At 44.8% G+C, this 23,455-nt stretch carries 16 protein-coding genes; 8 read left to right on the top strand and 8 right to left on the bottom strand.

Features of this window, described 5'->3' with window-relative positions; all coding sequences use genetic code 11:
- Window positions 1-4 precede the first annotated feature (4 nt).
- The 3 genes from BSHG_RS08670 to BSHG_RS08680 all read right to left on the bottom strand — a co-directional run bounded on the left by BSHG_RS08670 (window position 5) and on the right by BSHG_RS08680 (window position 6,729).
- Window positions 5-3,382: a SusC/RagA family TonB-linked outer membrane protein gene (locus tag BSHG_RS08670; RefSeq protein ID WP_005786949.1), complete on the bottom strand. Its 3,378-nt coding sequence runs from the start codon at window positions 3,380-3,382 to the stop codon at window positions 5-7.
- An 819-nt stretch (window positions 3,383-4,201) separates the two neighbouring features.
- On the bottom strand, window positions 4,202-5,977 hold the full coding sequence (locus BSHG_RS08675; RefSeq protein WP_008659689.1) for an oxaloacetate decarboxylase: 1,776 nt from the start codon (window positions 5,975-5,977) through the stop codon (window positions 4,202-4,204).
- A gap of 248 nt (window positions 5,978-6,225) precedes the next feature.
- On the bottom strand, window positions 6,226-6,729 hold the full coding sequence (locus BSHG_RS08680) for an RNA polymerase sigma factor (RefSeq protein ID WP_005786945.1): 504 nt from the start codon (window positions 6,727-6,729) through the stop codon (window positions 6,226-6,228).
- Window positions 6,730-7,019: 290 nt separating this feature from the next.
- On the opposite strand from BSHG_RS08680, the gene BSHG_RS08685 reads away from it, so the two are divergent.
- From BSHG_RS08685 to BSHG_RS08695, 3 genes are all read left to right on the top strand, one after another.
- A complete protein-coding gene (locus BSHG_RS08685; protein ID WP_005794778.1) occupies window positions 7,020-7,580 on the top strand; it encodes a LemA family protein in 561 nt (186 codons plus the stop codon).
- A 21-nt stretch (window positions 7,581-7,601) separates the two neighbouring features.
- Complete coding sequence (locus BSHG_RS08690; RefSeq protein WP_005786940.1) at window positions 7,602-8,570, top strand: M48 family metallopeptidase; 969 nt, start codon at window positions 7,602-7,604, stop codon at window positions 8,568-8,570.
- A gap of 283 nt (window positions 8,571-8,853) precedes the next feature.
- The gene (locus BSHG_RS08695; protein ID WP_008659684.1) at window positions 8,854-9,348 is read left to right on the top strand and encodes a DUF4251 domain-containing protein; all 495 of its coding nucleotides are present in this window, start codon (window positions 8,854-8,856) and stop codon (window positions 9,346-9,348) included.
- Between the two features lie 13 nt (window positions 9,349-9,361).
- On the opposite strand, the gene BSHG_RS08700 is transcribed toward BSHG_RS08695, so the two are convergent.
- Window positions 9,362-9,988, bottom strand: a complete 627-nt coding sequence (locus tag BSHG_RS08700; protein WP_005776695.1) for a trimeric intracellular cation channel family protein — start codon at window positions 9,986-9,988, stop codon at window positions 9,362-9,364.
- A gap of 84 nt (window positions 9,989-10,072) precedes the next feature.
- Here BSHG_RS08700 and wecB point away from each other — a divergent pair, with 84 nt between their 5' ends.
- The 5 genes from wecB to BSHG_RS08725 all read left to right on the top strand — a co-directional run bounded on the left by wecB (window position 10,073) and on the right by BSHG_RS08725 (window position 18,798).
- Complete coding sequence (gene wecB / locus BSHG_RS08705; RefSeq protein ID WP_005786937.1) at window positions 10,073-11,158, top strand: non-hydrolyzing UDP-N-acetylglucosamine 2-epimerase; 1,086 nt, start codon at window positions 10,073-10,075, stop codon at window positions 11,156-11,158.
- Between the two features lie 113 nt (window positions 11,159-11,271).
- Entirely contained in the window at window positions 11,272-13,833 is a 2,562-nt protein-coding gene (locus tag BSHG_RS08710; protein WP_005786936.1) for a DUF5686 and carboxypeptidase-like regulatory domain-containing protein, read from the top strand.
- A gap of 35 nt (window positions 13,834-13,868) precedes the next feature.
- Window positions 13,869-16,463, top strand: coding sequence for a glycoside hydrolase family 2 protein (locus tag BSHG_RS08715; protein WP_008659678.1), 2,595 nt, complete (start codon window positions 13,869-13,871; stop codon window positions 16,461-16,463).
- A 23-nt stretch (window positions 16,464-16,486) separates the two neighbouring features.
- Complete coding sequence (locus tag BSHG_RS08720; RefSeq protein ID WP_005786933.1) at window positions 16,487-17,758, top strand: replication-associated recombination protein A; 1,272 nt, start codon at window positions 16,487-16,489, stop codon at window positions 17,756-17,758.
- 83 nt (window positions 17,759-17,841) lie between these two features.
- Window positions 17,842-18,798, top strand: a complete 957-nt coding sequence (locus tag BSHG_RS08725) for a D-2-hydroxyacid dehydrogenase (protein ID WP_005786931.1) — start codon at window positions 17,842-17,844, stop codon at window positions 18,796-18,798.
- 2 nt (window positions 18,799-18,800) lie between these two features.
- On the opposite strand, the gene BSHG_RS08730 is transcribed toward BSHG_RS08725, so the two are convergent.
- The 4 genes from BSHG_RS08730 to BSHG_RS08745 are packed head-to-tail and all read right to left on the bottom strand — an operon-like array spanning window position 18,801 to window position 23,451.
- Window positions 18,801-20,339: an STM4011 family radical SAM protein gene (locus tag BSHG_RS08730; RefSeq protein WP_008659673.1), complete on the bottom strand. Its 1,539-nt coding sequence runs from the start codon at window positions 20,337-20,339 to the stop codon at window positions 18,801-18,803.
- Window positions 20,326-21,606, bottom strand: coding sequence for an STM4012 family radical SAM protein (locus BSHG_RS08735; RefSeq protein WP_008659671.1), 1,281 nt, complete (start codon window positions 21,604-21,606; stop codon window positions 20,326-20,328). The genes BSHG_RS08730 and BSHG_RS08735 overlap by 14 nt, the downstream gene beginning before the upstream one ends.
- Window positions 21,603-22,454 (bottom strand): STM4013/SEN3800 family hydrolase, encoded by an 852-nt coding sequence (locus tag BSHG_RS08740; RefSeq protein ID WP_005800420.1) that lies wholly within the window; start codon window positions 22,452-22,454, stop codon window positions 21,603-21,605. The genes BSHG_RS08735 and BSHG_RS08740 overlap by 4 nt, the downstream gene beginning before the upstream one ends.
- Window positions 22,441-23,451: an STM4014 family protein gene (locus BSHG_RS08745; protein ID WP_008659669.1), complete on the bottom strand. Its 1,011-nt coding sequence runs from the start codon at window positions 23,449-23,451 to the stop codon at window positions 22,441-22,443. The genes BSHG_RS08740 and BSHG_RS08745 overlap by 14 nt, the downstream gene beginning before the upstream one ends.
- Window positions 23,452-23,455 lie beyond the last annotated feature (4 nt).

Raw genomic sequence — 23,455 nt, 5'->3', positions numbered from 1 at the left:
AGGTTTAGAAATCTACATTAATAGTCATCATATAATTAGCTGTGTAAGGTTCATAACCACGGATACGGAACTCAGAAGCCGTATTACCACGAACACTCTCAGGATTCAGATGGTTAGGCAACGAGTTATACAGATATCCCAGATTACGTGCAGAGAAGCTCAATCCCAATCCCTGGGCACCAAACTTACTTGCCACTGATTTCGGGAAGCGATACGATAAGGTGATCTCGCGCAAAGCAATATAGTTCAACTCGTGTACCCAAGTGTCGAATATCGTATTCTGTCCCCAAGCCGCACGGTTTACATGATAAGTTCCGGCATGTGTGGGTTCCAGTTTCCCTTCTGCCACCAACTGTTTGTAGGACATACCGCTTACATCCATTTTCGTTCCGTCTACAAGTGTTGCGAACGTACCATTCTTAAATACTCCGTCGGGGATAACACCATCACCATAAGAGATTCCTTTACTGTCACCGTACTGGCTGGTCCAAGACAAACCACCATGTTCGGGATCACGCCATTTTAAAGAACTCTTGATCCATCCGGCCTGTGTACCATACAAGTTAGAGTAAGAAGCTACCAATCCTCCAAAACGCATGTCAGTAGCAATATGCAGGCTCAAATTTTTCCAAGACAGAGTAGTAGATAAAGAGCCTAAAAAGTCGGGAGTCATTTTACCCACTTCCTGTACTTTTCCGCTACGTGCTTCGTAAGCTCCCCGCCAACTGTCGTCCCACTCCAACAATGTTTCTCCTTTTTCATTTTTAGCCGGAAGAATGTCGGACATCAATAATCCGTAGTCGCCACCTACTTTGGCAACCGAACCGATATGGTAATCGTAATCATTAGCATAGCCGCTCAATGCGATGTAGTCTGCTACATTTTCATGTAATGAGATAATAGTATTTTTATTCTTTGTATATGTCATTGCGACATCCCACTGCCAGTCTTTATTTTTGTACGGAGTGGCGTTTACAGCAATTTCAATACCTTTATTCTGAATATTACCAGCATTTATCAACTGAGTGTTCACACCCGAAATAGCAGGAACTTCAATCGACATGATCTGGTCTCTCGTATTTTCTTTATAATAAGTAAAGTCAAAGTTCAAACGGCTGTCAAACAAACGTAAATCCAAACCAACTTCCCAGGCATTCTTACGCTCCGGTTTCAGCTTCAAACTCTTCATTGTCTTATCGAGAGTGTTCACATAAATATTGCCATCATACATTTCTTTAGTTTCAAAGCCATATACCGAGTTCACATAATAGGGATCGGTATCGTTACCGACCTGTGCCCACGATCCGCGTACTTTAGCAAATGTAATCCAATGCGGCAAATCGAATGTTTCATTGAGCAGCCATGAACCGGATACTGACGGGTAGAAGTAAGAATATGTACCCATCCCGTTTTGATATACCAGAGAAGACGACCAGTCATTACGTCCTGTTACATCTAAATAAACCTGATTTTTCCATCCCAGATTCAAAGCAAAGACAGCAGACATCATTCTCTTTGTATTTGAAATGCTCGCTTCCGACTTTTTAGGGTTCTTTGAGTTGTCGACAAACCATTGTCCCGGTACTACCATACCGCCATCTGTATATACTTTATATGCTTCCGAACGACTTGTATAGTATTCATATCGTGCGAAACCACCTACGCTAAAATCTTGTATCTGCTTATTGACAGTAAATGTTCCGCCAAAGGTAGCCTGCTCTTTTGTGGTTTGCCCCATAGTATACTTACCGCCTTCATTTGCATATCCACTACCCAGTTGTTTTTCTTCAAACTTAGTGTAATAGTAATTCATATTGGCATCGGCTTTAAATCTCAGCCAATCCAGAATCTGCACATTCACTTCCATTTGGGGACGAACCACAGTCTCTTTCTGGGAATAATCGTATTTATCGATCATAAAAAACAAATCACGTCCCGGAACTGAACCATACTTGTCACCATAACTTGTAGATGCCAGTCCACCATGCTCACCCAGATATTTATCGCGGAAATAATTCACATCCAGCATCGGAGTCATAATGGTTCCGTTCGGATTGACAAAACGCTCTCCTACTGTTCGCGGAGAATTCTTCGGATTTGAGTTGGTGAAACTCATAGCAGCCGAAACTTCCACCCGATCACTGATTTTATGCGAACCTTTCAATAAAAACGAATAACGCTCAAATGTATTCTTTTCGCTGGTAGATCTTGCTTTCTTATAAGAAAGAGAAGTGTAATACGATGTTTTATCATTGCCACCGCGAATAGCCACATTCGTATTGGAGTTCAGCCCCAATTGATACAAATCCAGCATGTTGTTTTTATGGGGCGAATAATTGGTCCAGGTACCATCATAGTTGCGGATCGGCTGACCATCGTATTTAGGTCCCCATCCATAACTGCCTGCGCCTATTAGTGTCCGGTCCCCTTTATCATCGAGTTTGAACTGAAAAGGATCCCATACAGAACCATTGTTGTCCGTGTCTTTCCAGCCAGGCATCAACCCCACCCCATATTCAGTCTGTATATCCGGTGTCCGGTAAGCATGATCGATACCAAATGTTTGTGATACAGAAACTCCGAAGCCTTTGAAACCTTTTCCCGATTTGGTGGTAATCACCACAGCTCCGTTCAGACCACGTGAACCGTAAAGGGCAGTCGCAGCAGCACCTTTCAGGACCGAAACTGTCTCAAAGTCATCCGGATTGAGGTTCTTCAGTTCATTACCATAGTCATTGGCATTATTGTTTCCGGCATCCCAGTCCATCGTGGTATTTCCCGAAGTCGAGTTATCGAGAATAACTCCGTCGATCACATAAATCGGCTGATTGTTTCCTTTCAAAGTAGAAGCACCGCGAATCTGAATCTTCGTCGCTCCGAACATACCTCCGTCTGACTGACGGATCTCGACACCCGCTACTTTTCCTTGTAAGGCGGCTACCGGAGAAATCGTATTGGCAGCTTTCAGGTCATCGCCTTTGACCTCGGTCACTGCATACCCCAAAGCTTTCTGTTCACGCTTCAACCCTAAGGCTGTCACCACTACTTCGTCCAGTATCTGGGTATCTTCTTGAAGCACAACATTAATAACAGTTTTACCGCTTACTTTTACATCCTGTTTCTTCATGCCGATGTAAGAAAACTCCAGAACTCCGTCTGCAGGAACATTAGATAAAGTGTAATTGCCATCAACATCTGTCACTGTACCGATCGATGAACCTTTAACAAGTACACTCCCTCCGATAATCGGTTCACCGGTTCCATCTTTTACAATTCCTTTCACTGTTATATTCTGCGCAAAAGCAGTAACAGACAAAAAAGATAGAACAAGCACTAACACCTTTTTCATCAATCTCACATTGATAATTTTCGAGTTATTCATTCATTTTTCTTTTTTAGTTAAACAATATGTGTTAATTTAGGTTATAATAATGGCTATAGTTCTCTTAGAACTTAGTTATTCTTGAAAAATGTAAATTATATACAATATTAAATACTTTATTACGCTGTAATTTTACATTTGTCAATCAGATTTAGTTGTATATTTTAAAATAAGGAGTTGCCAATCTTATTTCGCGGAGTAAAGATAGATATAAAGTATCAAAATACAATAAATATACTATAATATTTTTAAATGCTAATTTCTACTTTTTTTTCTTCGCTATTCACCACCTCTCAGAATCCCTTTAAAAGTGCTTGTAATGCGTTTTAGAACTGAGTTCTAAGAGAACTTGGTTGATCTGTTTATATATCCATTCCAAAGGGATTTGAAAGATATGTGTCATTTCTCAAATTAACTATATACACGAGGTTTGATCACTATTTACAAGTAAAAGTTCCATCCAGATTTAGAAAACCAGAAACAATTTCTTATCCTTTTCTGAATATAAAACCAATATTTATTTACTATCTACGAAAAAGAGTCGGTAGATTTCTACCGAAACAAGATATTACAAATGTCATATACAAACCAAGCCTTATATGATAACTGCGGTGGCAGTCGAAATAAAAAGAAAAGCAAATAAGACGGGGAACGAAGCACCGGGCTCCGGACATCGAAACACCGGGATAAAAATAGCGGAAAGCCGGGCTTCAGGAAGCAGAGAACCGGACTTTGGAATGGCGCTAAAAAACAAAGACCGCTCCGGTTTACACCGGAAACGGCCTTTATCCACTCTATAACAATACAACTTTTAAAACGTTATGCCGGTTCTTCACATCTTTCTACATAAGCCAAAGCATCACCTTTATTGACCAAAGCACCTTGCTTGGCACATACCTCAATGATGCGTCCACTAAAATTAGCCAATACTCTATCATAAGTGTTCCATGGAGTGGCAATATAACAAAATACATCATCCGGTTCATATTTATGCCCTACTTCCGGAGGCATGGAGGGCGATTCAACATCTATTTCCCAGATAATCCTACCCTTTTCCATCGCAGTGATTGGCTCTGCCTTGGCACGCTTCATCCTTTTCACATCTTCTTCTGAGAAACCTTGTTTGGCCAATGCCGCATCCTTGGCACGTTGCAGGTCTTCTTCAAACCTCTTCTTGGCTACTCCCGATTTATAATCACGATACTGCCTGTCATGCATGGCCAGTTCAAACAGTTCTTCATCATCGGGCCCGGACTCCCAACCATTCTCCTGCATCTCTTTACGATATTCATCAAGCTGGTCGGGATAGTTCTTCTGCGGATCTTCATCTGTAAATTCGTACCCCTTCTCTTTAGCCAATGCTACAATTTCCGGATCCAACGGACCGGGTAAACGACCGCTTTTACCCAGAATCATCCCCCAGGTATTATTGTCTATCATGCTCCAGCGTTCCTCACCTTTCACACGTGCCATTACATTCATTAATGCCACATTTTTCACATACTGGCTGAATGGAGTTACCAGTGGAGGATAACCTAACTTAGGCCATACGTATTCCACTTCATCGAACAACATCACAAGCAGATCGTCAATGCTGAGTTCAGGCTGATTATTACTCTTTAATATCATATTAATGCCGGCATGCACACCTTTCAAATCGGCCATCATAGACCCCATCATTCCTCCGGGCAAGCCACATTTCAGCAATAAAGAAGACATATGTTTGTTGGTCGGGTCCATAAAGTAACCAAGGAAATCATCGATGAACTCCTGTGTCATGGCACGCGCCTTCATATAGGCTTTCATATTAATATCAGGTACACGAAAACCGGCATCTTTCAACATGGCCTGTACAGAGATCACGTCCGGATGAACTTTTCCCCAGGACATAGGTTCCATGGCTACATCAATAATATCAGCACCATTCTCACAAACTTCAAGAATGGAAGCCATTGACAATCCGGGCCCGCTATGGCCATGATATTGAATCAACACTTCGGGATGACGTTCCTTAATGACTTTTGTCAATTGTCCTAACATGGCAGGACGTCCGACACCTGCCATATCCTTCAGACAAATCTCGGGAGCACCGGCCTCAATCAGCTTATCAGCAATAGCCGTATAATATTCTACTGTATGTACCGGTGAAAAGGTGATGCACAAAGTTGCCTGCGGAATCATTCCTCCTTCAAGTGCATAGTGTATGGAAGGAATAATATTCCTTACTTCATTCAGCCCACAAAAGATACGGGTGATATCTACTCCCTGGGCATGCTTGACTTTGTACATCAACCGACGGACATCGGCAGGAACGGGATACATCCGTAAACCATTCAGTCCCCGGTCAAGCATGTGGGTTTGTATTCCGGCATCATTGAAAGGTTTGGTAAAAGCCCGCACTGCTTTATTGGGGTTTTCACCATACAATAAATTGACTTGCTCGAACGCTCCGCCATTGGTCTCCACACGGGCAAAGCATCCCATTTCAATAATCAAAGGGGCAATTCGCACTAACTGGTCGACACGGGGTTGATACTTACCGGACGACTGCCACATATCCCGATATACGAGACTGAATTTAATTTCCTTTTTCATTGCCGTAAGTTATAAGTGATTTCACATTCATAGGTTAACTTGCTATATTACAAATATAGTGAGATATTTGACATAAAGACAAATCAGACCATCAAAAAGTTCCCATAAAAGATATGTTATATATCATATTGTCACAAAAGTAAAGGAGCAAGGAGGGGGTCCCTCACTTACTCCTTCTTTTGCACAACTAAAAAATTACACTAAATCACTACCTAAAATCAATCTTTTTATTAATGAAAAATACCTAATCAAACAAAGTCCTTCAGTTCCTGTTGCAATCTCTGACGGGTAAAAAAGATACGGCTCTTGACAGTGCCGAGTGGCAATTCTAATTTTTCGGCTATTTCACGGTATTTAAATCCGGAAACATGCATTGAAAATGGAACTTTATATTCTTTGGGCAACGCATTTACTACACGGTGCATTTCTTTCAGGTCATAGGCTCCTTCGGTACTTTCAAAACCGGAGTCCTGCGGAAGATTCAGATGGAAAAGATTATCGGTTTGGTCTACATAAGTTTGATCACGCACAATTTTACGGTAATTATTAATAAAGATGTTGCGCATGATAGTATACATCCAGCCCTTAAAATTAGTGTCTGGCATAAATTTATCTTCATTATCTAATGCTTTTAATGAGGTCTCTTGTAACAGGTCATTTGCTTCTTCGCGATTAGCAGTCAATTTATAAGCGAAGCGGAGCAACTCTTCTTGCACTCCTATTAAATCTTTTCTAAAACTTAAACTTTTCATACGTTGCGGTTTTTAAGCGGTTAATATTTCGTTTCTTTCTCGATATTGCAAGTTTAAGGCTTATTTTAGATTTCAGTAGGGTAATTTTCACCAATCTTTGGGGTAAAAACTATCAAATGATAGTTTTTGGGTGCTATTTGATAGTTTTTGGGTGTTATTTCTTAAAGAGTTAGACAGCTTTTGATAGGTTTGTTTGATAATTAATGTTTTTTATTATGTGCTTTTTGTAAATAGAGACTGAATCACATACCTTTGGATCAAGTTTAATAACGTTAAGAATCAAAAGAATTATGAACTTACTTATCATCCTGGGGATTATAATCATCCTCGTCATTATCATTGCTTCCATGTATAACTCATTGGTAAAATTGAGAAATAATCGCGAAAACGCATTTGCCGACATTGATGTACAACTGAAGCAGCGTCACGACCTTATTCCACAATTGGTAGATACAGTAAAAGGATATGCAGCTCACGAAAAAGAAACACTTGAGCGCGTCATCCAAGCCCGCAACGGAGCTGTCAGTGCCCGGACAATCGATGAAAAAATTACAGCTGAAAATCAACTTAGTTCCGCCCTCGCAGGATTGAAGATTACATTGGAAGCTTATCCGGACCTGAAGGCCAACCAAAACTTCCTTCAGCTACAGGAAGAGATTTCGGACGTAGAAAATAAGCTGGCTGCCGTACGCCGCTACTTTAATTCGGCCACAAAGGAACTGAACAATGCTGTACAGACATTCCCTTCTAACCTGATTGCCAACATGTTTGGCTTTCATAAAGAAATGATGTTCGACTTGGGCACAGAACAACGTGCCAATTTAGAAGAGGCTCCGAAAATAAAATTTTAATCCTCAGGAAAGTAAAGACACATGCAATACGTCGGAATACAGACACAACAGAGCCGGAACAATCTCCGTTCCGGTATCTTACTCATTCTCTTTCCATGCCTGGTGGCGGTATTGACTTACCTGTTCTGCTATCTGCTTATCACTTTTACCGTGGAAGACGATTATGGGCAGTACAATACACTGGCAATGACCAATCAAATGTTTATCAACCTGATTCCTTATATTATAGGAGGTGTTCTGGTTTGGTTTATCATAGCTTACTTTACCAATTCCAGTATTATCAAAGCTGCCACAGGCGCGCGTCCGCTTGAACGTAAAGAGAATAAACGTATCTACAATTTGGTAGAGAATCTCTGTATGTCGCAAGGTATGAAAATGCCCAAAATCAACATTATCGATGATGATTCACTAAACGCATACGCCAGTGGAATCAATGAACAGACCTATACAATTACCCTATCCAAAGGTATCATTGAAAAGCTTAACGATGAAGAACTCGAAGGAGTCATCGCACATGAACTGACACATATCCGCAATCATGATGTCCGGTTATTGATTATCTCGATTGTATTTGTCGGTATCTTCTCTATGCTGGCACAAATAGCATTGCGTTCCGTCTATTACTCTTCGTGGACACGCAGTAGAAATGATAAGAATAATGGAGCCATACTTATTCTGGTTTTGGCAATGATTGTAGCTGCCATCGGTTATTTCTTCGCCACTTTGATGCGTTTCGCCATCTCACGAAAACGTGAATATATGGCTGATGCAGGTGCAGCAGAAATGACAAAGAACCCGTTGGCGCTGGCCAGTGCTCTAAGAAAAATATCCGCAGATCCCGATATAGAAGCTGTAGAACGCGAGGATGTGGCACAGTTATTCATTCAGCATCCGGGCAAACAAGCCAAAAGTGCCCTGAGCGGATTAAGCGGATTATTCGCCACCCATCCTCCTATCGAAAAGCGAATAGCTATCCTGGAACAATTTTAATAGTGCATGGCCTTTGCTGTACAAGAAAGAACACCAAAGGCCTGTCACCGCAAAATACACAGGGCTACACTGCATCAAAAGTAAACAACCGACTATCTATAAAAATGAGTTGTATAAATCTGTGCAATCTATAGTAAAAAAGAGTTTTGAAACTCTCTCTTTTATTCTTTGTGAAATCTGCTCCGACAAACACGAAATAATATTAAATCATTTGTACGCTTTGTACATTTTATCTCTTCCGATCGTTATCTTTATGTAAATATTCTCCTAAATAATCATTGATATGAAAACAAATAGACGTATCATGCTTCTGATATTGTTCATTGCAGGAACAGGTATCTTCACACTTCAGGCTCAAAACCGGGAAGAAAGGAAAGAGCTGAAGGAACAGACTGTAAAAGAGAAGATTGAATCGGAAAACTATCGGATCGACATAAATACGGCATACCCGCGTAGGGGACGTATGATTCCATTGACATCAATCTATTCCGTAACAATTCGGAATGATTCTGTCTTTTCACAACTACCTTACTTCGGACGCGCTTACTCTATCCCTTACGGAGGAGGACAGGGATTGATGTTCAATGCCCCAATCGATCAATACACCATGGCCATGGGAAAACGCGGAGCTGCAAAAATCAACTTTACCGCCAAAAGTCCCGAAGATCAGTTCAGATTCAGGATAACAATCTATTCCAACGGTTCATCCAGCATAGATGTCGATATGCAAAACCGTGAATCGATCAGTTTTTCAGGTGACTTGATATTGCCGGAATAAAGTCGTACCGACTTTATTCCCCCTTCAAGATAGGCAGGCAAATTTGGTATTTTACAGCCAAAGCGCGTACTACAAAAATGCAGCAGCCACTAATGACCTGCGTCAAGGCGGCATCTACCCCCAAACGATCGAGCCCCCAATAAATGACTCCACCGATAACACATGCCATGGCATAAATCTCCTTACGAAAGATCAACGGAATCTCGTTGATAAATACATCACGGATAACTCCACCGGCCGCACCGGTCATGGTTCCCATAATAATGGCTACCCAAAAGGCATATCCCAAATCGATCGTCTTGCTGATACCAACTACTGTAAACAACGCAAGACCAATGCTATCGAAAATAAAAAACGTATTGTGCATGTGGATCAAATGCTTCCGAAAAAAGATAACCCACAGCAAGGCCAGCGCCGAGCAAATTAAATAAATAGGATTCGTCATCCAGAATGGAGTGACATCCAATAAAACATCACGTATGGTACCACCGCCAATGGCTACAGCCACACCGGCTACATAAGCGCCAAACCAATCGAATTGTTTGGCAGATGCAAGACGAATACCACTAATGGCAAAAGCGAATGTTCCGATAAACTCCAGAATCTGGATAAAAGTCGGAATCTGAAAGATAGTTGGCATATATTAAGTTTTTTGTGTGCAAAGAAACAAATAATTCCGCAAGAAAGTGTAAATTTGTTCCTTGAAAATTGTAAGAATACAAAGATGAAGATAACGATTGTTGCCGGGGCTCGCCCTAATTTTATGAAAATCGCCCCTATCACCCGGGCTATCGATGCCGCAAAGGCACAGGGTAAACGTATTTCTTATCGCCTGGTATACACGGGAGTAGAGAATGATAACAGTTTGGACGCCTCCTTATTTGCAGATCTGCACATGAAAGCTCCCGATGCCTATTTGGGAGTAAACGGCAATAACCCGACAGAACTGACTGCGGGAATCATGATCGCTTTCGAACGTGAATTGACAGAAAACCCTACGCATGTAGTCCTGGTGGTCGATGACCTCACAGCAACCATGAGTTGTGCCATCGTAGCCAAGAAACAAAACATAAAAGTAGCACATCTCGTAGCCGGTACCCGTTCATTCGACATGTCTATGCCCAAAGAGATCAACCGTATGATTACAGATGGCTTGTCCGACTACCTCTTCACAGCCGGCATGGTAGCCAACCGTAACCTAAACCAGACAGGTACGGAAAACGAAACAGTCTATTATGTAGGGAATATCCTGATCGATACGATACGTTATAATCGCAATCGACTGATAAAACCGGTATGGTTCTCTGTGCTGGGGCTGAAAGAACATGAATACATTCTGCTGACCCTCAATCGTCACGTACTGTTAAACAATAAGGAGAACTTACAGGAATTGATGGAAACATTGCTTAAAAAAGCAAATGGCATGCCCATTGTCGCACCGCTGCATACTTATGTACGCGACGCAATCAAAGCATTGGGGATCACCGCTCCCAACCTGCACATCATGCCTACACAGAGTTATCTCTCTTTCGGTTATCTGATGAATCAGGCAAAAGCCATCGTGACTGACTCGGGCAATGTAGCCGAAGAAGCCACTTTCCTGGGAATTCCCTGCATCACGCTCAATACGTTTGCCGAACATCCGGAGACCTGGCGAACAGGCACTAATGAACTGGTCGGTGAAGACCCGGCCGCATTGGGAGCCTGTATGGACAAACTGATGAACGGAGAGTGGAAACAAGGAACTTTACCCGAACGTTGGGACGGACGAACCGCAGAGCGAATTGTACAAATATTATTGGGGGAATAATACCATATTCCCCCTCCTTACAGGAGTCAAAAGATACACAAAAAAGGTTATATAGTCCTTTCAATCAAAAGGAATTTATTACCTTTGCAGTCTCACGATGAGATGAAGTGTGTATGAAACAACAATATTCTAAACTATTATTAGTAATCTTCCTTCTACTCTCTGCGCCACAGGCTTTCGCACAGTTAAAGGGAGTAATCACCGATTCTATTTCACATGAACCATTAATGTACATTTCCGTTTTCTATGAAGGGAAAGGAGTAGGTGGCATATCCAACGCTAACGGAGAATACAAGGTGGAAACCCGCAAAGGCTGGAATGAGCTGACTTTTTCTGCGGTGGGATATATCACCAAGAAAGTGAAGATTCCGGCGGGTGCCAAAGAACTCAATGTAGTACTCTCACCGGATGATGTAATGCTGGAAGAAGTGGTTGTAAAACCTAAAAAGGAGAAATATTCCCGAAAAAACAATCCGGCAGTAGAGTTTATGCGGAAGGTAATCGACCATAAAAAAGCTCAGAAGCTGGAAACCAATGACTATTACCAATACAGCAAATATCAGAAAATGAAGATGTCACTCAATGACGTGACACCCGAAAGTCTTGAGAAAGGGATCTATAAAAAGTTTTCTTTCCTAAAAGACCAGGTCGAGGTTTCGCCCGAGACTAACAAACTGATTTTGCCCATCTCCGTACAGGAAACATCTTCAAAAACCATCTACAGAAAAGATCCGGAAAGTAAAAAGACCATCATCGAAGGTATGAACTCAAATGGCGTAGAGGAATTCTTCTCTACCGGTGATATGTTGGGTACTATCCTTAACGATGTATTTGCCGATATCAATATCTACGATGACGATATCCGTCTGTTGCAACGCCGTTTTGTAAGTCCCATCGGAAGCGGGGCCATCTCTTTCTATAAATTCTACCTGATGGATACCGTGATGGTAGACAAAAACAAATGTGTACACCTCACGTTTGTTCCACAGAACCCTCAGGACTTCGGATTCACCGGACACCTGTATGTGCTGGATGATTCAACCTACGCTGTAAAAAAGTGCACCATGAATTTGCCTAAAAAAACAGGGGTAAACTTTGTGGAGAATCTGGATGTCGTGCAGCAGTACGAACAACTCCCCAATGGCAACTGGGTACTGACTGATGATGATATGACCGTAGATCTTTTAGTAATGAAAGCTATCCAGGGGATTCAGGTAAAGCGGACTACGAAATATAGCAACTATGTCTTCGAACCCATCGAGCCACGACTCTTCCGACTAAAAGGCAATGTTATCAAAGAAGCGGACATGCTCACCAAAAGTGACGAATACTGGGCCGGAGTGCGCCAAGTACCGTTAACAAAAACCGAGAGTAGCATGGATCTTTTCATGAACCGGCTGGAGCAAATTCCCGGATTCAAATATGTCATATTCGGCGCAAAAGCATTGATAGAAAATTATGTGGAAACCGGAACCAAAAAACATCCGAGCAAATTCGATTTCGGTCCGATCAATACCATGATATCGAGTAACTATGTGGACGGCACCCGATTCCGCCTCAGTGGTATGACTACAGCCAAACTGAATCCTCATTGGTTCTTTAATGGATATGGAGCCTACGGACTTAAAGACAAAAAATGGAAATATGAGGGCAATGTAACCTACTCTTTCCGTAAATGTGAATTCTTCCCCTGGGAGTTCCCGAAACACTATATCTCCGCTTCTTACCGTTATGATGTCATGTCACCGATGGATAAATTTCTCGACACGGATAAGGATAACGTATTCGTGGCCTGGAAAACCACTACTGTCGACCAGATGTCGTACGTACGGGATGCTACATTGAGATATGAAATGGAAACTCTTTCAGGCTTCTCGGTCGCAGCTATGGCACGACACCGGAAAGACACTCCGGCCGGTAAACTTCAATACATCCGTAACGATGCTGCCAAAACAATTGTTCCGGACATTACCACTGCCGAACTGGGATTGACCTTGCGTTATGCTCCGGGTGAGACTTTTGTAAACACGAAACAGCGTCGGCGTCCGGTGTCGCTGGATGCTCCCATCTTCACCCTTTCTCACACCACCGGATTCAAAGGTGTATTGGGAGGAGAGTATAATTTCAATTTGACGGAAGCAAGTATCTGGAAGCGCTTCTGGCTTTCGTCTTGGGGCAAAGTAGACGTCACCCTGAAAGGTGGGGCGCAATGGAATACCGTTCCATTCCCGTTACTCATTCTGCCGGCTGCCAACCTTTCATATATTACCCAAAAAGAAACTTTCAACCTGATCAACAATATGGAGTTCCTCAACGACCGCTATGCATCGTTGGCACTGACATATGACATGAATGGCAAACTTTTCAATCGTATTCCACTAATCAAAAAATTGAAGTGGAGAGAAGTGTTCCGTTTCCGTGCCCTGTATGGTAACCTGACCGAAAAGAATAACCCGTTTAAGAGCAATAATCCGGAACTGTTCGATTTTCCGCAACGAGACGGTAGTTACACCAGTTATGTAATGGACCCGAAAGTACCCTATCTGGAAGCCAGTGTAGGTATCTACAACATCTTTAAATTGTTACATATTGAATACGTACGCCGTCTGACCTATCTGAATCACCCCGGAATCAACAAGCAAGGTATCCGGTTTATGATTCAAGTGGTATTTTGATCTGATATCATTTACACAAATAAAAGCTAAATACGATGAATTTCACTTTACATACCCTCAATGGCATAAAGCTGTGGTTGGTACTTCTTTTACTTAGTGGCGCAATCAATGTTTGCCGGGCAGATTCTCCACGACAAACCATCAACTTTAACCGGGGATGGAAATATTGTCAGGGGGATTTCGATCATGCTGCCCGACCGGGGTTCGACGATTCAGAATGGGAGAAAATAGGACTTCCCCACTCTTTCAGTACTCCATATTTCATGTCGAAGGACTTTTATGTAGGCTACGGATGGTACCGTAAAGCTTTTCCGGTAAAAAAAGAGATTCTTGGCAAGAAAAGTTTTCTTGAATTCGATGGCGTATTTCAAGAAGCAGAGATTTTCGTCAACGGACACTTGGCAGGCACTCACAAAGGAGGATATACCGGATTTTCCATCGACATATCAGCTTACCTGAAAGAAGGGAAAAACCTGGTAGCCGTCCGGGTAAACAACTGTTGGCGCCCTGACCTTGCCCCGCGTGCAGGCGAACATGTATTTAGCGGAGGTATCTACCGGAACGTACGTCTGGTAATAAAGCCCCCCACTTACATCGATTGGTATGGCACCTGGATCACAACCCCGGACCTGGCAGAGAACAAAGGTAAATCGGGAAGCGTCCACATACGGACAGACGTATGTAATGCTTCAGGAAAAACAGACACTTACCGACTCCTGACCACCGTCGTCGATGCACAAGGCAAAGAAGTGTCTTCGGTTTCCACATCCCAAGTACTGCCGGACAATGCAACTTACACATTTGAACAACAAACCAAAGAAATTCAGGCACCTCAACTGTGGCATCCCAATCATCCGGCACTCTATAAAGTGATAAGCTCACTCTATCACGGACAAGAATTAATAGACCGTTACGAAACAGCATTCGGATTCCGCTGGTTTGAATGGACTGCAGACCGGGGATTTTTCCTGAATGGGGAGCACCTTTATTTTAAGGGAGCCAATGTTCACCAGGATCATGCCGGATGGGGAGACGCTGTAACCGAGACCGGAATGCGAAGAGATATCCGGTTAGTGAAAGAAGCCGGCTTCGATTTAATAAGAGGCTCGCACTACCCCCATTCACCGGCTTTTTCACAAGCATGCGATGAAATAGGAATGTTATTCTGGGCAGAAAACGCATTTTGGGGAATCGGAGGACACAAAGGAGACGGTTATTGGAATGCCAGTGCATACCCTGTAAACGAATCCGACAGGGCAGAATTCGAAAACAGCGTAAAAGCCCAACTGAAAGAGCTGATTCGCATCCACTGCAACCATCCTTCCATCATCGTATGGAGCATGAGTAACGAGCCTTTTTTCACAGCACCCGAGACAATCAATCCGATGCGTAAACTACTGGAAGAAACCGTCAAACTTTCCAAACAACTTGATCCTACCCGCCCGGCAGCTGTCGGTGGTGCGCAGCGTCCGCTGGGAGAGAAACGAATCGATAAGTTGGGCGACATAGCCGGATATAACGGTGACGGCAGCTACATTCCGGAGTTTCAGCAACCGGGCATGCCAACAGTAGTTTCGGAATATGGCAGTACTACAGCCGATCGTCCGGGAGAATATGATCCGGGATGGGGAGACCTGGCTAAGAATAATGCACAGAACGGTTTTCCATGGCGTAGCGGACAAGCCATCTGGTGCGCATTCGACCACGGAAGCATTGCCGGCAGTGCCCTTGGCAAAATGGGCATCATCGATTACTTCCGGATTCCCAAGCGTGCCTGGTACTGGTACCGGAATGCCTACAAAGGGATTACCCCTCCGGAATGGCCGCAAGAAGGAACACCTGCCCGCATCAGCCTGGTTGCCGACCGGACTGATAACATAAAAGCGGACGGAACGGACGATGTTATGTTATCAATAACCATCCTGGATGCAAGCGGAAAGCCGGTCAGCAATTCTCCGGCAGTTAAGCTCGACATTCTATCCGGCCCGGGAGAGTTTCCCACCGGAACCTCGATCCTGTTTGAAAAAGAGAGTGATATCCGCATACTCGACGGAAAAGCGGCTATTGAATTCCGGTCATATTATGCCGGAGAAACTGTTATCCGTGCTACTTCACCGGGACTGGAACCGGCCGAAGTAAAAATCCGATTCACCGGAAGCACTCCCTATACAGAGGCCTTCAAAGTAAAAGAACGTCCCTATACACGCTTCGAAACTCCGACAAAAACGGATAATCTGCAAACCTTCGGACCTAACAACCCGACTTTCTGCAGTTCGTCTGCCAACGGACATTCATCCGCTTTTGCAGCCGACGGAGACGAATCTACATACTGGCAAGCTTCAGAGAACGACCTGGAACGTTCCTGGACACTGGATACCGAAAAAGGATTGTCGATACGTCACATCCGAATCGCATTTCCGGATTTAGCCCCTTATCAATACAAAGTAGAGGTATCCATGGACAGAGAACACTGGTCGCTCATACCGGATCAAACCAATAATAAACAGAACGAGAACATTCGGATGATTCAGGTTGTTCCCGGTATACAAGGACGTTTCGTACGTATCAGTTTCACAGGAGAGAAAGCTGCTATTACAGACGTACAGGTCATCGGAACGGTAATTGACTAAAATAACAGATTTATTACAAATATATGCAACCATTAGCGGAAAGACTTCGCCCAAAGACATTGGATGATTATATCGGTCAGAAACACCTTGTGGGACCGGGTGCTATCCTGCGCAAAATGATTGACGCAGGGCGTATCTCTTCATTTATTCTTTGGGGACCTCCGGGAGTGGGTAAGACCACACTTGCCCAGATCATTGCCAATAAGCTGGAAACTCCCTTCTACACCTTGAGTGCTGTCACCTCCGGGGTGAAAGATGTGCGCGAAGTGATAGATCGCGCCAAGAGCAATAAGTTTTTCACTCAATCCAGCCCTATCCTGTTTATCGATGAAATACACAGGTTCAGCAAATCCCAACAAGATTCGCTACTGGGAGCCGTCGAACATGGCACAGTCACGCTGATAGGTGCCACCACCGAAAATCCGTCTTTCGAAGTTATCCGTCCGCTCCTTTCCCGCTGTCAGCTCTACACACTGAAATCTCTGGAAAAAGAAGATTTACTGGAATTGCTGCAACGTGCCATTACTACCGACGTAGTGCTGAAAGAACGGAAAATCGAATTGAAAGAGACCGGTGCCATGCTTCGCTTTTCGGGAGGCGATGCCCGCAAATTACTGAACATACTGGAACTCGTGGTAGAATCGGAAACAGAAGAAACCGTAATCATCACTGATGACCTGGTAACAGAACGCTTGCAGCAAAACCCGCTCGCATACGATAAGGACGGTGAAATGCATTATGACATTATTTCGGCGTTTATCAAATCGATACGGGGAAGTGACCCTGATGGTGCCATCTATTGGCTGGCCCGTATGGTAGAAGGGGGCGAAGATCCGGCATTCATCGCCAGGCGCTTGGTCATCTCTGCCGCAGAAGATATCGGCCTGGCCAATCCGAACGCATTGTTATTGGCTAATGCCTGTTTTGACACATTGATGAAAATCGGCTGGCCGGAAGGAAGAATTCCACTGGCAGAAACAACGATTTATCTGGCAACAAGCCCTAAAAGCAATTCGGCCTACAATGCCATCAACGATGCACTGGCACTGGTCCGCGAAACCGGTAATCTGCCTGTTCCCCTACACTTGCGCAACGCTCCCACCAAGCTGATGAAGCAGTTGGGATATGGTCAGGAGTACAAATATGCACATAATTACGAAGGCAATTTTGTAAAACAACAGTTCTTACCGGATGAAATCAAGGCCAAACAACTATGGCAACCCCAACACAATCCGGCAGAACAAAAACATGCCGAGCGAATGAAGCAACTATGGGGAAATGAAAAGAACTATTAACCATCTGCAATTGTTTTATCAGATAAAAAGTTATTCATTCAGTATTCAAGTATCTAAACTGAATACTTAACACCTAATAATTTATGAAGATAGTAGTTTTAGACGGTTATGCCGCCAACCCCGGAGATCTGAACTGGGACGAATTGAGAACTTTGGGTGAGTGTGAAATCTATGACCGCACGGCTCCCGACGAGGTACTTGAACGCTCGAAAGATGCAGAAGCGATTCTTACCAACAAGGTGGTGATCACGGCAGAACACATGGCATCCTTGCCCAACCTGAAGTATATTGGCGTAATAGCCACCGGATATAACATCATCGATGTTGCCGCAGCCAAAGAGCGTGGCATTACCGTAACCAATATCCCTGCCTACAGCACTCCCTCCGTCGGACAAATGGTTTTTGCCCATATCCTGAACATCACTCAGCGAGTACAGCATTATGCCGACGAGGTTCGTGAAGGACGCTGGACTCAGAGTCAGGATTTTTGTTACTGGGATACTCCGCTTATCGAGCTGTTGGGAAAGAAGATAGGTCTTATCGGCCTGGGACAAACCGGATACAACACAGCCCGTATCGCTATCGGATTTGGTATGAAAGTGTGGGCTTATACATCTAAATCACGTCTCCAACTGCCTCCTGAAATCCGAAAAGCAGAACTCGACCAGATTTTCCGCGAATGTGATATTGTCAGCCTGCATTGCCCACTGACGGAATCAACACGTGACCTGGTTAACACCCGTCGCCTGGAACTGATGAAGCCCAATGCCATTTTAATCAATACCAGCCGTGGTCCGCTGGTCAACGAGCATGACCTGGCAGAAGCTCTGAATAATTACAAAATCTATGCCGCCGGACTGGATGTGCTCTCCACCGAGCCACCCCGTGCCGACAATCCTTTGCTGACTGCCAGAAACTGCTTCATCACCCCACATATAGCCTGGGCTACTTCGGCTGCCCGCGAGCGCCTGATGGCTATCCTGGTCGACAACCTGAAAGCCTATATCGGCGGCAAGCCTGTGAACAACGTGGCCAAATAAAGTCAGATATCAAAAAATACAGGAATACTATCGGGGTTCAGAACATATCCCGATAGTTTCCTCAACTTTTCTTCCGCATCCATCACGGCACAAGAATAGCCGGCTACGGACATCATCGGCCAATCATGCATCGTATTGCCTACTACCAAAACCTCCCTAAGAGAAATCCCCAATCGAGCACACAGAGTAATCAGACCGTTCTTTTTACCGGCTTTACTGTCTACCACCGTCAGCAATCGTCCCTCCTGATACAATTGATACGCCTCTTCATCCAATTCGGTCAGCCACCGGACAGCTTCCCGGGTATTCGGTGCAAGCACAGCATATTTAAAGACTTTCCCCTCCCGGGTATAACGGGTCACCCTGCAACCCGGAAAACCGGCAGTCACAGGATTTGCAATCGGAACACATTCGATAGTTTCCCCGTAGCATAACAGACCTCCGTCCGCAAAAACTCCGCCCGAGAACAGGCCGAACACATTGCCAAGCCGTTTTTTAGCATGCGACACCGGTAAAGCAGTACTCAGATATAAAGGCAAACGCTTAGCCATATACTCCAATACCGAAACCGTACGGTCCGGAATCCGTCCCTGAGCATCCGTCAGCGTACCATCCACATCAAAGAAGACAGCTTCCACCTTCTTCCTTTCCGGTATGCGCCACAAAGCCCCATCCCCCATCATTCTCCTCAAGGGCGTATCGCACAAATTACTGAAAGCAATGTAACAATCACAAACTTTACGAAGGCAGAAGGGCTGAAAATCCGAAGTGGAGTCATCGTAAAAGTTTGCCATCCGTATCCCACTTCTCGGGCAAGCATACATATCCCCTTTCCGGTCGATAAAAAGTGTTTCCCTACCTCCCACACAGCCGTCCAAGCACGCCTTTGCATTTCTCCGGTCATAATCGAACAGATTGTCTATTTCACCAAAGAAACGGATATCCTCTTCCGACAGCGGCTTCCGCAATCCCTGCATGGCATTCACAAACAGGTAAACCGACGGATCCAGCAGCTGTCTCAGTTTCCGGATTTGTTCCTTTGCCGAAGGATCACCGACTGCCCCTGCACATACCCCGATGCCGGCCGCACGAAGCATCTCTACTTTGGATGCAAACTCCCCTACCCCAACCATCTCCGGGTGATAGCTCGCCCAAAACCTGAACTTAGACACATCTGCCTGCTCCGCCTCAGCCTCATCTAAAAAACGGGATACCGAAAAGGACAAATTGGTCTGGCAAGAGACTCCAATCACATGGGGCATAGCGGCCAGGCGCATGATGCCCTCTCTATAGTAGCGATGTATCATCGCTTCCCCATAAGGAATAATCAGGATACGTAATGAACCGTATTTCCACCCGCCGATACGGGAAATAAAGCGGTCCAATGCTTCCTGATCTTCTCTCGTATCGGCAGACACAGACTTTCTGCCGAACGGACAATACGAACACGTATAATTGCAATGCTCCAGACTACCTCTATAATAGATACTCCGGACAGTACTCAAAGAGGACATCATTCTATTCGGATCAGGGATATACATATTCGGACATCAGTTTCCTCACGACAGGTGAAATAAATGCCTGTCCGATGTAATCGGAATAAGCCATTCCTTCCTCCGTGAGACGCACTATCCGGCCAGTCTCTTCAATCCATCCACGATCTGTGAACTCCCGGAAAAGATTCCGGTCCGGCTTCTCACCAAAACGTTTTTCATACTCCGCCAAGTCCACTCCCCGGTGATACATCAGGTTCTTTATAATGAATCTGATTTGCATCTCTTCTGTGGAAAGCAAGAAACCATTAGCGGCAGTCATAAAATCGGTAGTCCGGATATAATGGTCTATTTCATCGGCTATTGCCTGCTGACGTACAGCATAGGGAGTGGCATAGTGTAAGTTTCCCAAATAACTCCGGCCTCCCGCCCCGCAGGAAAGCATCACTTCGTCACCACACGAAAATTCCGTTTCCGTTGTTTCGCGCCTGACAAAACGGCGCATGGACGTTTGTACAAATCCTTGCCCTACCAGTAACTCACGGGCAGATTTGTAGATAGCGTAACCTATGTCATCCGTCGAACGTACATTGATGCGTGTACCTGGCCGGACATAAAGAGGATAAATAAACAGCTCATTGGGCCGATAAGTAAGTGCAGTGTTCAGAGAGCGCATAAAGCTCTCTACCGTCTGTCCCTCGATACCATAAATCAGGTCGAGGTTAAACTGCGGAAAACCTGCCTCCACAATATTTTCGAGTGCACCGACTACTGTACCGAGTCCGGGTCTTCTTTTCAGTTTCTTCAACTCCGTCTCATTGAAACTCTGCACCCCCATGCTCAACCGCTCCACTCCCCTCGCCCGCAACTGCCTCAAAACACTCTTTTGCGTATATTCCGGTGAAGTCTCGACAGAAGTAAACACCCGGGAAGGATGCACACCGAACAGTTCGGCCAGGCAGAACAACTCTTCCAACTGTCCTTCATCCAGAATAAGCGGAGTACCTCCTCCGACGGCAAACGAAGTAAACTTCAGGCCTTGTGCCGCCACAGACAGCTGTTCGGCCTGGCGGCGCATCGTGTGGAGATACAATGAAATGCGCTCCGCATCGCAACACTGCTGTGAAAAAAGATTGCAATAGCCACACTTATGGGCACAGAAAGGTATGTGGAAATATAAACTAGCCTCCCTTCCTTCCAGCCGTTCAAGATAAGGAGAAAGAGAGACCGGAGGAGTCAACGTACGGTAAGCCGTCTTATGCGGATAACTGTACATATAGCTGACATATCGTGAAATCTGCTGTTGTTCGTTCATTTTCTGAGAATAAAGTGTTTATAAGGCACCGTATATACTTTTTCGTGAGAGATGCAATGATACTCGTAACCATCTTCACCGTAACAGGTCCCGTGATCGGACAGGGCAATAACCAACGTGTCCGAGCGCCTCCTGAAAGCCTCGAACAGGCGGGGCAGCTGACTGTCGACATACCGCAGGGCTGCCGCATGCGACTCTTTATCATCTTTCTTTTTCCCCTCCACGTAGTGGCAGTTCGGATAATGAATCGCCGAAAAATTGATATACATAAATACTTTCCGGTCCGCCGGATACTTTTCCAGTTTGTCGACGGCAAAGTCCACCTGATTGGCAGCACTGTTCTTATCCGTGCAACCGAAAGTCGGCAGCCAATAACTCTTATTGAAATAGCCGGGAAATACCCTTCCTATATCATTCCGCTTACTGAAAAAGTTGACTCCTCCGATGCAGATTGTTTCATAACCTACCTGAGCCAGACTCTGTACGAACGTAGCCTCTTTGAAAGCATAACTGCCTTTGGGAGGTATACGTCCCGTACCGGCTTGAAAGGGGAAAAAGAGCCACTTTCGGTTACGCAACATATGCGGCTCGGCGGGTGACGGCAAGAATCCTGCGAAAATAGCGAAGTGAGACGGATAAGTGAAATTACCGGGAGCATGCCGTTTCTCCCAACCGTTGCCACAGCTATTCAGTACAGGAGTCCCCCCGGAGGCTTCTTCGGCCACGCTGACGTCATAACGCAAAGTATCGAAACAGAGCATCAGTATATCATGCGTACCTACAATTTCATTCATATCTATGTCCGGCTTCTGATCCTGCGTGCCGGAGGGTAATTCATCTATTTCCATTGAAAAGTGATTCTATCGTTTTTATCTGATTGGCATATATCTTATTTTCCGTATACATATCCTGATAGATATGGTCTCCCTGCCCATTGACCTCTATAATATAAGGTGTGTCCGTATTCCGGGCTATCAGCACGTCTATGCCCGCATATCGCAGCCCCAAGGCCTTCATGGCAGTGATGCTCCGGCAGAAAAGCTCTTCACGAACGGAAGGAGCCAACGAAAGTTCTTCGAACAGCCTCGCTTTATTGTTCAGGTGAAGATTAGTTATGGCACCGTCACTGCAACGCACCACTACATAATCGACTTCACCCCCCCTGCAGACAACACGCAAGTCATAATTCTCACCTTCCAGCTTTTCCTTTGCCATCCATTCTTCAAGGACAGCCCCACACCGTATGACCTCTTCCGCCAATGTGGCAATCTCTTTCCGGTTCGTCAGCCTGCAGATACGTTTCGCATTACAAACGCGCCCTCCTTCCCAGGACATCGTCGTATAAGCCACCCATTCATCCCGGCGATGATTATACCTGACAGCCATAATCCCACCGGCCCCGGAACCATAACGGGGCTTCAGAAATCCTCCCCTCTTCTGCCGGCAAAGTATGGCGGCCAAATCATCAAATGTGCTAAGCGCATCCGAAAGCAACGGAGTTGTTTTCAGGCCGGCCCCGGTCAGTTTCCGCTGAGTATACACTTTATCGAGTGCACAAAGAATTGCAGCCGGTTCATTCAGAAAGTGTACACTTTCCGACTTATCCGTATCGGCCAGTCGGGACAACAGACTTCTATACTCCTCGCAGAGCAAATTGTATTTCCGAAAGTCCGCCTCCCGAAACACCGGAGGCTCCAGCTTTACAACCGTATCGCGACAATCGGGAAGAACGGCCGACAACTCGTCATAAGTGACAAAGCAGGTGTCCGCCCCGAGGCTTCTACCCGCTTTGATAAAATAGTCCGTACGCTTGGAAGTCGAGTTACTGGCAACAAGTATTCTCATCCGC

This window comes from Bacteroides sp. 3_2_5, from assembly GCF_000159855.2.
GTDB classification, from domain to species: domain Bacteria; phylum Bacteroidota; class Bacteroidia; order Bacteroidales; family Bacteroidaceae; genus Bacteroides; species Bacteroides fragilis.
This window is presented reverse-complemented; position numbering and strand designations above follow the sequence as displayed.

Bases quoted from the DNA above. Each gene is read 5' to 3' on its own strand.
- BSHG_RS08700 (WP_005776695.1), bottom strand. From the start codon at position 9,988: ATGCCAACTATCTTTCAGATTCCGACTTTTATCCAGATTCTGGAGTTT.
- wecB (WP_005786937.1), top strand. From the start codon at position 10,073: ATGAAGATAACGATTGTTGCCGGGGCTCGCCCTAATTTTATGAAAATC.
- BSHG_RS08735 (WP_008659671.1), bottom strand. From the start codon at position 21,606: ATGAACGAACAACAGCAGATTTCACGATATGTCAGCTATATGTACAGT.
- BSHG_RS08730 (WP_008659673.1), bottom strand. From the start codon at position 20,339: ATGTATATCCCTGATCCGAATAGAATGATGTCCTCTTTGAGTACTGTC.
- BSHG_RS08695 (WP_008659684.1), top strand. From the start codon at position 8,854: ATGAAAACAAATAGACGTATCATGCTTCTGATATTGTTCATTGCAGGA.
- BSHG_RS08685 (WP_005794778.1), top strand. From the start codon at position 7,020: ATGAACTTACTTATCATCCTGGGGATTATAATCATCCTCGTCATTATC.
- BSHG_RS08670 (WP_005786949.1), bottom strand. From the start codon at position 3,382: ATGAATAACTCGAAAATTATCAATGTGAGATTGATGAAAAAGGTGTTA.
- BSHG_RS08675 (WP_008659689.1), bottom strand. From the start codon at position 5,977: ATGAAAAAGGAAATTAAATTCAGTCTCGTATATCGGGATATGTGGCAG.
- BSHG_RS08720 (WP_005786933.1), top strand. From the start codon at position 16,487: ATGCAACCATTAGCGGAAAGACTTCGCCCAAAGACATTGGATGATTAT.
- BSHG_RS08710 (WP_005786936.1), top strand. From the start codon at position 11,272: ATGAAACAACAATATTCTAAACTATTATTAGTAATCTTCCTTCTACTC.
- BSHG_RS08715 (WP_008659678.1), top strand. From the start codon at position 13,869: ATGAATTTCACTTTACATACCCTCAATGGCATAAAGCTGTGGTTGGTA.
- BSHG_RS08740 (WP_005800420.1), bottom strand. From the start codon at position 22,454: ATGGAAATAGATGAATTACCCTCCGGCACGCAGGATCAGAAGCCGGAC.
- BSHG_RS08680 (WP_005786945.1), bottom strand. From the start codon at position 6,729: ATGAAAAGTTTAAGTTTTAGAAAAGATTTAATAGGAGTGCAAGAAGAG.
- BSHG_RS08690 (WP_005786940.1), top strand. From the start codon at position 7,602: ATGCAATACGTCGGAATACAGACACAACAGAGCCGGAACAATCTCCGT.
- BSHG_RS08725 (WP_005786931.1), top strand. From the start codon at position 17,842: ATGAAGATAGTAGTTTTAGACGGTTATGCCGCCAACCCCGGAGATCTG.
- BSHG_RS08745 (WP_008659669.1), bottom strand. From the start codon at position 23,451: ATGAGAATACTTGTTGCCAGTAACTCGACTTCCAAGCGTACGGACTAT.